Origin of the sequence: Pseudomonas iranensis, from assembly GCF_014268585.2 — a bacterium.
Taxonomy (GTDB): Bacteria; Pseudomonadota; Gammaproteobacteria; order Pseudomonadales; family Pseudomonadaceae; genus Aquipseudomonas; species Aquipseudomonas iranensis.
In genome coordinates this window covers 3,060,590-3,072,848 of record NZ_CP077092.1, presented here as the reverse complement: position 1 = coordinate 3,072,848, position 12,259 = coordinate 3,060,590, and the positions used below count along the sequence as shown (strand labels likewise).

Annotated in this window: 10 protein-coding genes and 3 pseudogenes; 8 read left to right on the top strand and 5 right to left on the bottom strand. The window is 52.3% G+C overall.

The window, feature by feature from the left end; genetic code table 11:
• Window positions 1–113 precede the first annotated feature (113 nt).
• The 3 genes and pseudogenes from HU724_RS13790 to ycaC all read left to right on the top strand — a co-directional run bounded on the left by HU724_RS13790 (window position 114) and on the right by ycaC (window position 2,143).
• Window positions 114–341 carry a DUF6555 family protein gene (locus HU724_RS13790; protein WP_186566959.1) on the top strand — a complete coding sequence of 76 codons (228 nt, stop codon included), beginning with the start codon at window positions 114–116 and terminating at the stop codon, window positions 339–341.
• A gap of 152 nt (window positions 342–493) precedes the next feature.
• Complete coding sequence (locus HU724_RS13785) at window positions 494–1,186, top strand: DUF421 domain-containing protein (RefSeq protein WP_186566960.1); 693 nt, start codon at window positions 494–496, stop codon at window positions 1,184–1,186.
• Window positions 1,187–1,510: 324 nt separating this feature from the next.
• A pseudogene (ycaC, locus tag HU724_RS13780) lies at window positions 1,511–2,143 on the top strand (isochorismate family cysteine hydrolase YcaC).
• A 157-nt stretch (window positions 2,144–2,300) separates the two neighbouring features.
• Here ycaC and HU724_RS13775 read toward each other — a convergent pair.
• Together HU724_RS13775 and HU724_RS27820 are read right to left on the bottom strand one after the other, a co-directional pair.
• Window positions 2,301–3,539: an IclR family transcriptional regulator gene (locus HU724_RS13775; RefSeq protein WP_225927698.1), complete on the bottom strand. Its 1,239-nt coding sequence runs from the start codon at window positions 3,537–3,539 to the stop codon at window positions 2,301–2,303.
• A 114-nt stretch (window positions 3,540–3,653) separates the two neighbouring features.
• Window positions 3,654–3,845, bottom strand: a pseudogene (locus tag HU724_RS27820) (helix-turn-helix domain-containing protein); the annotation flags it as partial.
• A gap of 170 nt (window positions 3,846–4,015) precedes the next feature.
• Here HU724_RS27820 and HU724_RS13770 point away from each other — a divergent pair.
• Genes HU724_RS13770 through HU724_RS13760 form a run of 3 tightly spaced genes read left to right on the top strand, consistent with a single transcriptional unit; the run spans window position 4,016 to window position 7,022 of the window.
• Window positions 4,016–5,365 carry an MFS transporter gene (locus HU724_RS13770; RefSeq protein ID WP_186566963.1) on the top strand — a complete coding sequence of 450 codons (1,350 nt, stop codon included), beginning with the start codon at window positions 4,016–4,018 and terminating at the stop codon, window positions 5,363–5,365.
• 10 nt (window positions 5,366–5,375) lie between these two features.
• On the top strand, window positions 5,376–6,350 hold the full coding sequence (locus tag HU724_RS13765; protein WP_186566965.1) for a hydroxyacid dehydrogenase: 975 nt from the start codon (window positions 5,376–5,378) through the stop codon (window positions 6,348–6,350).
• 33 nt (window positions 6,351–6,383) lie between these two features.
• On the top strand, window positions 6,384–7,022 hold the full coding sequence (locus HU724_RS13760; protein ID WP_186566967.1) for an RraA family protein: 639 nt from the start codon (window positions 6,384–6,386) through the stop codon (window positions 7,020–7,022).
• 193 nt (window positions 7,023–7,215) lie between these two features.
• On the opposite strand, the gene HU724_RS13755 is transcribed toward HU724_RS13760, so the two are convergent.
• The gene (locus HU724_RS13755; RefSeq protein ID WP_186566970.1) at window positions 7,216–8,172 is read right to left on the bottom strand and encodes a GlxA family transcriptional regulator; all 957 of its coding nucleotides are present in this window, start codon (window positions 8,170–8,172) and stop codon (window positions 7,216–7,218) included.
• Window positions 8,173–8,392: 220 nt separating this feature from the next.
• On the opposite strand from HU724_RS13755, the gene HU724_RS13750 reads away from it, so the two are divergent.
• Both HU724_RS13750 and HU724_RS13745 read left to right on the top strand, forming a co-directional pair.
• On the top strand, window positions 8,393–9,283 hold the full coding sequence (locus tag HU724_RS13750) for an MBL fold metallo-hydrolase (RefSeq protein WP_186566972.1): 891 nt from the start codon (window positions 8,393–8,395) through the stop codon (window positions 9,281–9,283).
• An 88-nt stretch (window positions 9,284–9,371) separates the two neighbouring features.
• Entirely contained in the window at window positions 9,372–9,914 is a 543-nt protein-coding gene (locus tag HU724_RS13745; RefSeq protein WP_186566974.1) for a cysteine hydrolase family protein, read from the top strand.
• Between the two features lie 375 nt (window positions 9,915–10,289).
• On the opposite strand, the gene HU724_RS27950 is transcribed toward HU724_RS13745, so the two are convergent.
• Together HU724_RS27950 and HU724_RS27945 are read right to left on the bottom strand one after the other, a co-directional pair.
• Window positions 10,290–11,045: a methyl-accepting chemotaxis protein gene (locus HU724_RS27950; RefSeq protein ID WP_437180359.1), complete on the bottom strand. Its 756-nt coding sequence runs from the start codon at window positions 11,043–11,045 to the stop codon at window positions 10,290–10,292.
• A 102-nt stretch (window positions 11,046–11,147) separates the two neighbouring features.
• A pseudogene (locus tag HU724_RS27945) lies at window positions 11,148–12,155 on the bottom strand (methyl-accepting chemotaxis protein); the annotation flags it as partial.
• Window positions 12,156–12,259: the final 104 nt, after the last annotated feature.

Genomic DNA, 12,259 nt, shown 5'->3' with positions numbered 1-12,259 from the left:
TGAGACTCGCGACTCTACCTCGAGTGAAAACCGTTCGGTGGTGAAGTCCCTGAATTTTCTGAATTTTTTCCACGCCCGATGACTCCGTTTGAAATGAGCAGACGGAGTAAGTCATGGAAAACAATCTATTCGTCATCAACTACAAGCTTCATGGTGTGCCGAAGACCTTCATCATCCGTAGCAAAGCGATGCAAAACGCTGATGCCTGGCACTGGGCTAGTTGCGATGCGGGCGTAGCTCCCATTCCCAGGCCTGGTCGCCCACCACTGAAAATGGTGTCCAAACCCCAAGCCGAAAAATACGGCATTACCGATGTCACCTGGCGAGCCAGCTCAACGTAGCAGTGCGTGGTATGGCGCGGGCTATTGATGAACGCGCTTCATGTCGTAACCGCCCGCAAAGTCCGATTACCCGCTGAATATTCCGAAATCAGCTTTTGAACCCAACGCTGATTCGATCCGTCGTCCACTCTGAAAATAAAAATGAGGTCACGATGTCGCCTTTCGATATCCAGCGGATGCTGATAGACGAATTCCCCTTAGCGTTTTTGCTGGAGGTAGGTTTTAGGGCCACCTTCGCTTTTCTCGCAGTCTTTCTTTTTTTGAAATCCAGCGGTCGACGAGGGATCAGACAGCTCTCACTCTTTGAGCTGGTCGTGATTTTGACATTGGGCTCAGCAGCAGGAGATGTGTCCTTCTACCATGACGTTCCCCTACTCCCGGTCGCCGTAGTATTTCTCACGCTCCTGCTTCTTTACCGGCTTACCGTCCTAATGATGACAAAGAGCAAAAAGTTTGAAGCCTGGATGGATGGGCTTCCGGTAACCGTCATCCGCGACGGGCTCTATGAGCTCAAATCTTTAGAAACGCTGAACATCTCATCTAACGAATTGTTGATGGAGTTACGACAGCAAGGCGTCGAACACCTCGGCCAAGTAAGACTAGGGCTCGTTGAGACCGACGGCGACATCAGCCTTTATTTTTTCGAGCAGAAAGACCTACGCCCTGGGCTGTCCGTCCTACCATTAGAGCATCGTGCTGAGTTTGAAACTGCGCCTGCATCGGCTTTGTACTGCTGCGTAAATTGCGGTTTCTCGCATCATATTGTTGAAGCTCAACGAGCAGACTGCTCTCGGTGTAACCACCGCATCTGGTCAATCGCACTCACAACACCACGCTGTCGGTGACGCTAGGGGGACTACGTTCGCGGCGCGTTGTGGGCGATTGGTGGGAATGCTGGGCACATCGCGCAGGGTTTAGCGCGGCTTAAAAAGCCATCTTGAGCCGGGCCCTGCCCGAATGAGCGACAAGCAAGGATGAGCTTGAGCATTTTTGATGCTTGATGCGGAACGGCGCTCTGTCGAGGATCGATGCCCCTAAATAAGCCCTTGCTACTGTCCTAGTACAGTGGACAGTTAAACCGTTTCCAGCGCCTTTTTCGAGACAGCTCTAATCCTTATTCTGTGCCCATGTTGAACGACAGCATTCACTTACTTCAAAAGGAATTCATCATGAGCACCGCCACCTACAACCGCCTGAACAAAGACGACGCTATCGTGCTGCTGGTTGACCACCAGACCGGCCTGATCTCGCTGGTGCAAGACTTCTCGCCAAACGAATTCAAGAACAACGTGCTGGCTCTGGCGGATCTGGCCAAGTTCTTCGAACTGCCGACCATCCTCACCACCAGTTTCGAACAAGGCCCGAACGGCCCGCTGGTGCCGGAGCTAAAAGAGATGTTCCCGGACGCGCCGTACATCGCTCGCCCTGGCCAGATTAACGCGTGGGACAACGAAGACTTCGTCAAAGCGATCAAGGCTACCGGCCGCAAGCAGATCATTATTGCCGGTGTGGTGACGGATGTCTGCGTAGCATTCCCGACCTTGTCGGCGCTGGCAGAAGGGTTTGACGTGTTTGTGGTGACCGATGCTTCCGGTACTTTCAACACCACCGTGCAACAAGCCGCGTGGAGCCGCATGACTCAGGCCGGCGCTCAGATGATGAACTGGTTCTCGGTGGCGTGTGAGCTGCACCGTGATTGACGCAACGATATCGAAGGTCTGGGTAATCTCTTATCTCAGCGCATCCCAAACTATCGCAATCTGATGAACAGCTACTCGGCGTTGACTGCACATCAATCTTAAATCTGATTTGAAACCTAAAGCCCGCTCATGCGGGCTTTAGGCATTCGCACTTGTGGGCAAGCATAAATAGAGCTTTTAGAACTGAAATCGTGCTGAACTCTTTCGCACTCAAGCTAAATGAAATTTAGATGGCCAATAATCGCCCTATTATCCTAAATCACCGATCTAGGTTTAATCCCAAAGACAAAAGTCGTCCAATCCTTTTAGTCGCCTCGCGCATCAACTCTTGTAGTAAGGGAAGATCGCGCTCATCTTTGCGATACTGAGGAATAGTGGCTGAAATCGACCCACGAATTTTACCGTCTACGAAGTACGGTACCGCCAAGCCGAAGGCTCCGAGCACACGCTCACCCTCTCCGGTGGCCCAACCTCTTTCATGAATTACCTTTAACTCCTCCTTGAGCACTTCCCTGGAGGTAATGGTTGCCTCGGTGATTTGGATAAGCTCAATGGAATCAACCAGTTCTTCTTCACAGAAAGCTAACACCGCTTTACCTGCCGCGCCGGCATAAAGCGGCACCTCGACATTGATCTGCAGTTTGTATTGAATGGGGCGCCACCCTTGAATCACGTCAAGAAACTCTGCTTTTTTGCACGCATCATCGTAGACGAGGAACGCGATTGTCTCACCAGTCTCTTGAACTAAATCTGACAAAATGGGCCGGGTGAGATCCGCAAAATTGCGGAAATCGCTGCCGATCTTGGAAGCCCATCGATAGAGGGTTGAGCCCGGAAACAAGGTTGCATCAGATAAGCTGATAATTCCTGTTTGCGCTCCAGACTGTATCAGTCGTTTGGCTGTAGCCTCATTGCATAAGAGTTGCTCGGACAATCCCAAGGTTCGTTTTAACCCATCCGGAAACGCACAGGCCAACAGTAAGAGCCGTTCAAGACGAGTGACAGTAGATTTAGTTTCCTCAATCAATATCTTAGGCGCTTGCCGAAGCATGTTCATCTTTCGAGACTGTACTGCCGCGTCTATTTCCGCAGCAACTCGTTGCAGATCCGCATCAAGTTGCGAATTTTTATCTAAGTTAGCGCTATTAACCGAATGGACGGAGATGGACACGATTAGTCCGTTTGCAAGCCCCTTCGTGACAATTGATAAAGCGCTGGGAAATTCTGCCTCGGATAACAATCCTAGGTCGCGACAGGAACTATAGTCAGGCTCCTCTGTGTTACCTCGTTCAGTGCGCAGTGAAGATTCGGCTTCGATGAAAGCAGCAAAATGCCGACCGATATCTCCGAATTTGAGCGGAAAGACAACACCTAGTGCAGGCCTAAACGTGAGAGTAGCTTTGGCCTCGCGGCATGCAGCTACGAAATAGCCGTCACTAGACGGGCAGTAGATCGAGACCAGCGCAGTGCATTGTGATGAGTCAGCCAGCTCACTCAACAATGCTCCGCTCCGTCCGAGAAGCACACTCCTATCGCGGAGCGTTTTGGTAAGAACGTCAATCCTCGGCCCAATGCTGTACTTACCAAGTCCAATCTCACTAGCAAGGCCGACTTCAACCAAGGAGGCCAAAATCCGATTAACGGTACTCCGACTCTCTGAAAGCTCTGCCGCAAGCTCTCGAACCCCCCAAGGCTCCCCGCCAGCTCTCCTGACAAGTGCGTCCACTACCTCTATCAGCCTGGTATGGCTCGATGCGGGGTGCGCTGGCGTAGATGCGGTAATAGAGCGTTCTGACTGAGCCATCTTTAGACAAATCGAGGTGTTGGAGCTCCATTCTGGAGGCAAAAGCTGCCCAACCGCAAATCGCACCTGCCTGTTGACAAGCGCGTTGTGGTTCTAGAATCTAGAAAAAACAAAAGCAGGACGGTGTCCCATTTTTTGATAAGACGAACGTCCGCCAACCCGAGGTGCCCATGAACAACAATAACGTTATGGCCGAGCCTATCGTTGAGACCGTTGAAGAGACGGAGCAGACGAGGAAAGCCAAGAAGGCCACGAGGGCCGCTGTATTTGGAACCTTTGTCGAGTATTACGACTTCAGCGTCTACGGGTATGTCGCTGCAACCCTCGCCATGGTTTTCTTTCCTTCAGATGATGCAACGACCGGCCTGCTGAACACTTTCCTCGTGTTCGGCTCTGCTTTCTTGGTGAGACCGCTCGGCGCCATTGCCTTCGGCTGGCTCGGCGACAAGGTAGGCAGACGCTTCAGTCTGATCGCGAGCATTACCTTGATGGGGGCTGCTGCCACGCTGATTGGCCTGTTGCCCGGCTATGCACAGATTGGCGTCTGGGCGCCGATACTTCTTGTCGTACTACGCATGCTGCAGGGCTTTTCCGCTGGTGGCGAAATTGGTGGCGCTGCAAGCTACATTCGCGAGTGGGCTCCGCCTAAACGCCGCGCCTTGTACATCTCCTTCCTGCCATCGATTGCTCAATTCGGTAAGGGTTTGGCAGCTGCGATTGCAGGCTTAGCTGCAGCGTCGCTCACCGATCCGGAGATGCTGTCCTGGGGATGGCGTATTCCATTTCTGCTGGCATTGCCCCTTGGGGTTATTGGTCTTTACATGCGCCTAAGCATTGAAGACAGCCCGGAGTTCGCTTCTAAGAAAAACGATGCCGAGGTCAAAAAAGGCCAGCCCTTCGCCGAGTTGATTCGTGACTACCGCATGCCTCTGGTCAAAGTGATCATGATTGCGATGGTTCAGAACATCGGCACTTACATCGGCACCGTGTTCATCGCGGCGTACTTCAGTTCGATTCTGGGGTACTCGAAAGGCGAAGCTTCCACCATCGTTCTAATTGCCGTGATTCTTGCTGCATTCCTGATCCCTCTCGCCGGCCAACTCGGATCTTATCGCGGCGGAAAGTCCATCCTGCGTTACTCCTACTTGGCCTACGCCGTCGTGTCGATACCGTCCTTCATGCTGATGCAGCAAGGCTCGGTAAATCTGGCAATGGCAGGTCTCGCCCTCGGCATGATTCCGTACGCACTCTGCCAAGCGGGTACTTATTCGGTGATGCCGGAATTTTTCCCGATGCATATTCGCCACACCGGCGTCGCATTTGGCCACAGCGTAGGCGCTGTTATTGGCGGGGGTTCCGGCCCGTTCCTAGCCACTTGGCTGATCGGCGCGACCGGTAATCAATCCACGCCCGCATTCATTTTGTGCGCTTCAGGTCTCTTGGGTCTGATCGTTATCTCGACCGTTCGTAAAAATGCACCGGCGGCGGGCGATGACGTCAACACCCATCAATTCTCCTAAGGTGATGATCATGCCTTTGATTTATGTGACAAGCCCGATTCATCCAGACGTACTGGAAGCCCTTTCACCTCTGGGTGAAGTTCGACTCGGCTACGGCCCGAACGCAGTTTCCTATGCCGACATTCAACAACAAGTAGATGCCGTATTTTTGCGCGGTGGCCACATCTCTGCGGAGATGATTGCCCACTCCCCGAAGCTGCGGATCGTCGCCCGGCACGGCGCGGGCTATGACAACGTTGACTACAAAGCAGCAGCTGAGTTGGGTGTCTGGGTAACCAACACACCAGGCGCAAACAGAAGAAGTGTCGTCGAGCACGTGTTTGCATTACTGCTGGGTATCAGCCGCAAGATTCAACTAGCAACTGATCAGACTCGAAATAATATTTGGGCGGCAGATCGACTGTCTCTCACTGGTATAGAGCTCGAAGGCCGAACCTTAGGTTTGATTGGATTTGGCGACATTGGCCGGCACGTTGCGCCAGTTGCGGAAGCTTTCGGTATGAAGGTTCTTGCGACTGACCCTGCCTATGATTCGAGCTTCGATAAACGGTTGGTTGATCTCGATACCTTGTTAGAACATGCAGACGTGGTCAGCCTCCACGTGCCTCTGCAGCTAGGCACTGAGAACCTCATTGGCGGGGCTGAAATCGAGAAAATGAAAACAGGTGCCATCTTGATCAACACCAGCCGTGGTGGAGTGATCGATGAAGCGGCGGTTGCCGAAGCGCTTCGCAGCGGCAAGCTGGGGGGTGCAGGTGTGGATGTGCTGGCGGCGGAAAACATCGACATGATCACACCTTTCAGTTGCAACACATTCCCCGTTTCCGACTTACCTAACCTGCTCGTGACGCCCCATGTTGCCGGGCAAACCAATGAGTCGTTGCTGCGCGTTGGCATGAGCGCGGTAGAGGCGATCTCCGCAGTCTTGCGCGGCGAAGCTCCACTGCACCCAGTCAACAAACCTGCATCCAAGACGTTCAGCTAATAGCGCTTTAAACGGATTCACGCCGAGGTCACCATGTTTATCAATGTAACTGATGAAAGCATCACCGTGAGCGGAGATTGGGAGCGCGCGTCCCTTAAACAAATTGAAGAGATATCGCATTACCCAGTCGCATTGATCGGCGATGTCCTGCAGCGCCTGGGAATGATGGCCTCCGCTATCCACCATGTGGCAGGTAAAGCTTCGTTCTACGGAACGGTGCTGCCCATCCTCACTTGGGAAGGGGATAATTTGGCCATCCACAGGGCATTGGATGATGCGAAGCCAGGGGATGTGCTCGTAATCAACGGCAACGGTGAAATCAACCGTGCAGTATTTGGCGATCTGTTAGGCGAGGTATGCCTGGCGCGCCAAGTCGCAGCAGTTGTGATCGATGGTGCCGTCCGCGATATCGAAGAGCTGAGTGTCATGGGTTTGCCCACTTACGCTCGCGCTGTAAATCCAGCAGGCCCTTCCAAATACGGCCCGGGCCAGGTCGGGGCGCCAGTCGCCTGCGGCAACGTTGTGTGTAATCCAGGCGACGCCATTCTGGGGGATAGAGACGGAATTATCGTCATCAGCCGCCATCTGGTTCCATCACTCGCTGAGAAACTGAAAATCCAGGATGAGATCGAGAACAGTTTCAGAGAAAAAGTCCGGGCGAGCATTCGCTGAGAGTCGTCGAGAAGTCCGGGGAGCCATATTTAGCCTCCCTGGATAGACTTTGAACGCTGAATCCTCATAATTGAGTCGTGGACACGCCGCCTCAGCGTTCGCGGAGTCTTCCTGATAATTGCGACCGAGAAACTCGATAATTTCGCAACAAGAGCTTATCTACGTCTTCGTTGAATCCGTTTTAGATCGACAGTTATCTCGCGGAAAATGTTCGGCGATATTCCGAAGGCGACGTGCCGAGTTGGCTGCTGAATTGTTGCCTAAACGATAACGGCGTACCAAACCCGGCTTCGCCCGCAATACATTCCACAGGCAGGTCAGTGGTTTCCAACAGCTCCTGTGCTCTGGCAACCCGCTGAGCGTTCAACCATTTTGTGACGGTACTGCCGGTCGCCTCCCTGAATCGCCGGGTAAATGTGCGCCTACTCATCCTAGCCATGTCGGCCAATACGTCGAGTGACAGATCATTAGAGAGGTTCGCTCGGGCCCACACCATTACGTCAGACAGATGCGCCTCGCTGGATAGTTGGGGCACTGGTTGCTCAACATACTGCGCTTGGCCCCCCTGCCTATGCGGCGGAGTCACGAGCATCTTCGCCGTGCGATTCGCTACGTCAGCACCGAGCCGTTGGCGTATCAGATGAAGGCAGCAGTCAATTGCCGCCACTGTTCCAGCAGAAGTCATGATGTTGCCATCACTGACGTAGAGCACTTCAGGTCTGAACCTAGCGTTAGGAAAACGTCGAGCGAACTTTTCTCGGGCTGCCCAGTGAGTGGTTGCTTCCTTGCCATCAAGTAACCCGGCATCTCCGAGGACAAATGAGCCTAAACATAATCCAACAATTAGCTTGCCTTGAACATGGGCTAACTGGAGCGCTGTTATCAGTTGCGACGATGCAGCTATCAACTGATCGCCCCACGCTGGAATGACGATTACGTCAGACTCCTCCATCAACTCCAATCCGTGAGCAACCGCGAGATCGATGCCTTGGTCGCAAGTCACCATCCCTGGAATTTCAGCGCAGTAACTGACCTTGTATTGAGGGTCACTAGGCGCGGATTGGGCTGAACCCAGAACTACTCCGGGCACAGAAAGATGAAACAGGCTTACTCCGTTAAAAGCCAGGACGGCAACTTGTATGGATTGCATTAGAAATCCTCGTATTGGCTCAAATGTATCGCTAGCAGAATTATCGACAACCACACCTACAAATGTTTGCTCTGTAGGCGAACGAGATACGTGGCCGCAGCCAATTGACGAATGCTGGGCGGCTGGCCCGATTATATCGAAATATGTCATTCAGGCCACTGTTGAGGTTCCAGCTATTGCGCAAAAATGGGTTCATCAACTCATTTACAGGATCAATCTCATGAAATTCAAAGCTCTCCCGCTAGTGCTCAGCATGACTTGCGCTGCGGCGACTACATCAGCGCTCGCGGACACCGAAGCTACGAAAGCAGCTGAAGCTTCCTCGAAGGTGGAATTTGAGCAAGTTCGCAACGCGACCGCAAAAATCACCTATCGCGGTACGACCTTCCTGATTGATCCGATGCTGGCAAAAAAGGGGGCCTACCCAGGATTTGAAAACACCTACCGTAGCAACCTGCGTAATCCATTGGTTGACCTGACCGAGTCGCCCGTAGACGTGATCTCTGGCGTAGATGCTGTCATCGTCACTCATACACATCTTGACCACTGGGATGATGCTGCTCAGAAGGCACTGCCGAAGGACATTCCTCTGTTCGCTCAGCATGAGGACGATGCGAAGTTGATTCGCTCCCAAGGCTTCAAGAACGTGCGCGTACTGACTGATGTAGCTGAATTTGGCGGCGTCAAGATCACCAAGACTGGTGGTCAACATGGAACAGACGAAATGTATGCCGTGCCGGCGCTTGCTAAACCGCTAGGCGAAGCCATGGGCGTAGTCTTCCAAGCGCCAGGCTATAAGACCCTTTACCTTGCTGGCGATACTGTATGGCGTAAAGAAGTCGATCAAACAATCGAGAAATATCATCCAGAAGTCATTGTTCTGAACGCAGGTAAAGCAATGATGACCGGGTACAAAGGCTCGATCATCATGGGAGAGGAGGACGTCCTACGAGCCTCAAAGGCTGCGAAAGACGCAAAAATCGTTGCCGTGCACATGGACGCAATCAATCACATGTCGCTAACCCGTGAAGAACTGCGTACGTACGTCAGGAAGCACGGCATTGAGGCCCGGGTCGATATTCCGGAAGACGGCGCTTCGCTGGAATTCTGATTAATTGGGCCGTGGTTGACGCTGGTTTATAACCGCAAAACCCCGGCCCTCTACCGAATCACACGGATAATGTGCAGGAGTAATTTTTATGAAGCGAGGTCTCATCGTTGTTGACCTGCAAAACGAATACCTACCCACTGGCAAGCTGCCCCTGACTGGCATCGACACCGCCGTCGAGAATGCTATCCGGGTGATCAGCGATGCTCGTGACGCGGGGCTCCCTGTTTTTCACATCAGGCATGAGTCCGCTGAAGAGGCTCCCATCTTCGCAAAGAGATCTGTTGGTGCAAACATTCAATCAGATGTAGCTCCACGAGATAACGAATCTATGATTGTAAAAAAACACATCAACGCATTCAGGGAAACAGATCTGAAGCAGCAGTTAGAAGCCGCTGATGTCCAGGAAATCGTGGTTATCGGCGCGATGAGCCACATGTGCATCGACGCAGTGGTGCGTGCAGCGGCGGACATGGGTTATCCGGTGACTGTATTGCATGATGCTTGCGCCACACTGGATCTTACCTTTCGCGGTGTGACCGTACCTGCCCCACAGGCGCATGCGGCAATAATGGCTGCATTCGAGTTCGGCTACGCCACCGTTCAGTCTGTGGAAGAGTACCTATCGGCTTGACTGAGTAGCTGTAAATCATGGGGCCCTAGGGCCCCTTATTGTTCCCTACCAGTATCGCGATAGGAAGACGAAGGATTTCGTAGCTACCGCGCAGACGATTAAATGGCGAGCAATGTCCTTAAACACGGCGGTGCACATATGCGTCTAAACGTCACGAAACGGCTCTTCCGAATCCCTTTCGCGGAGGCTTACTGCAGTGAAAATGACTAGAACCGTAACCTCTTTAGCCGGCTCCAATGCCGGTAATTGCTGGGAATGTAGGCAACACGAATAAGTTGTCCATAAAGCTGTGAGAGCTGGCCTTACGAGGCAGGGCCCCCACAGGGTGAGGCTGAGTGCGACCTTCCATCGATCTACTCAAATCACCAACCACCCTTAGGTCACAAATTGGTTCGCGAGCGCCTGCTGCTTGATTGCCAGCGAGTTAATTGATCTGCTGACTTCCTGGGACTCTTGCGCCTGCGCTGAAAGGGATTCCGTAACATCCCGAATTGTGATCACGTTTTGGCTAACCTCGCCCGCCACTCTGCTCTGCTCCTCAACTGCAGAGGCAATCTGAAAATTCATATCGTTAATTACGCCCACAGACTCATTAATCCGATCAAATGCTTTTGAAGCATCGCCCACATGCATTACTGCTAATTGAGCCTGGGCTACCCCTTTTTTCATTGCGCTGACTGTTTCGAGCGTATTTCTCTGCAATTGCTGGATCACGTCGCGAATTTCTTCAATCGAATGACTGGTGTTGCTCGCGAGATTGCGAACCTCCTCAGCCACAACTGCGAAGCCCCGGCCTGCCTCTCCCGCTCTTGCAGCCTCAATAGCCGCATTCAGAGCGAGAAGGTTAGTCTGCTCAGCTACTGCCTGGATCACTTCGAGTACGCTGCCGATACGATCGCTACTGCCAGCTAGCCCTTCGATCTTTAACATGGCCGTCGATATTTCCTTCGCCAGGCTCTCAATCGTGTCACATGTCGCCTTGATAATTCGCTGCCCATCCTGCGTTGCGACTCCAGCTTCACCTGTAGCATTGGCTGCTCTGGTTGCGCTATGTGCCACTTCTTGAGCTGAAGAGCTCATTTCATTCGACGCGGTAGCCGCTTGGTCAATCTCCCGGTATTGCTGCTGCATTTCAGCGCTGATTTTATCCGAGATGTTTGCTGATCTATCGGCATTGCTGTGTGCCTCTAATACCAGTCGCTTCAAATCGGACATCATTGGCTGAAGCTTACCGAGGAATGTGTTGAACCACATCACCAGAACGCCTAGTTCATCCTTACGGGTATAGTGCAGTCGTTTTGTAAGATCCCCCCCACTGCCTGCAACCTCTTTAAGCATTTCCGAAACCTGGTGGATCGGAGTAACGATTCTTCGAGCAATCAAGAAAACTATCAATAATCCCAAACTTAGAGTGACGGCTCCATAAAATGTTGACCAAACTGCATCAGAGAAATTGCGCTCATCCAATTTCGCCGCCAAAGCATGGGCTGGCTGCATTACAACGTGAGTAGGAACGTCTAGCACAACGCCCCAATTAGCGGAGTCTGGAATAGGCTGCACCGGCAGAGACACTCGCTGGTTGCCATGCAGCAAAGCGACAGACGTCGAGCCGCCACTAACGGAGTTCAGTAGCTCCATCGCATCATCAATGCCGGCCTTAACCAAGGGCAATCCCAGTTTTTTTGAATCTGCACTGTGGCCCGCCAAGAGTCCGGTTGGGCTGAATATACTCACTTGCCCCGTTCCTCCGAAAAGCTTCGTGTTACCTTCCTGTACCAGCTGTTGCACCGACTCCAAGCTAATATCCATACCAACCACTCCCAGTACCTTTTGACCATCCAATAGAGGAAAGGAAAGCGTGGTGATCAATGTTTTCCGACCCGATGAGTCATCAAAATAAGGAGATAACAAACACGGCTTAGCGGATGTTTGGGGACAGGTATACCAACGATTGAACTCACTACCATCAAGTGTAAGGGCCGTATCAGAGATAACAGACTCAGGTGTCGCCTGAACAACAAGGCGCCCATCCTGCTGCGCCGCATAGAAAGAAAATCGACCGACCTCGTTGCTCCCAAGGTCATCCCTTCCCATAAATAACTTGTCATTACCATCGAGTGAGTTAGGCTCGAAAATTATATAAAGACTGAGCAGTTCAGGGTGCAACTTGAGATTGTCCGAAACTAAATTTATCAGTTCAATCCTTCCCGTTAGCGACTCCAGACTTCCATCCCTTATCATTTTGCGGACTTGAACCGCACTGGTCGAAATGTCGAGCCCGCTCTGATACGCGCCCTGGAAATATTTCTGAACAGCTGCGCTTTGAAGCCCAGCTTCAGCCACCA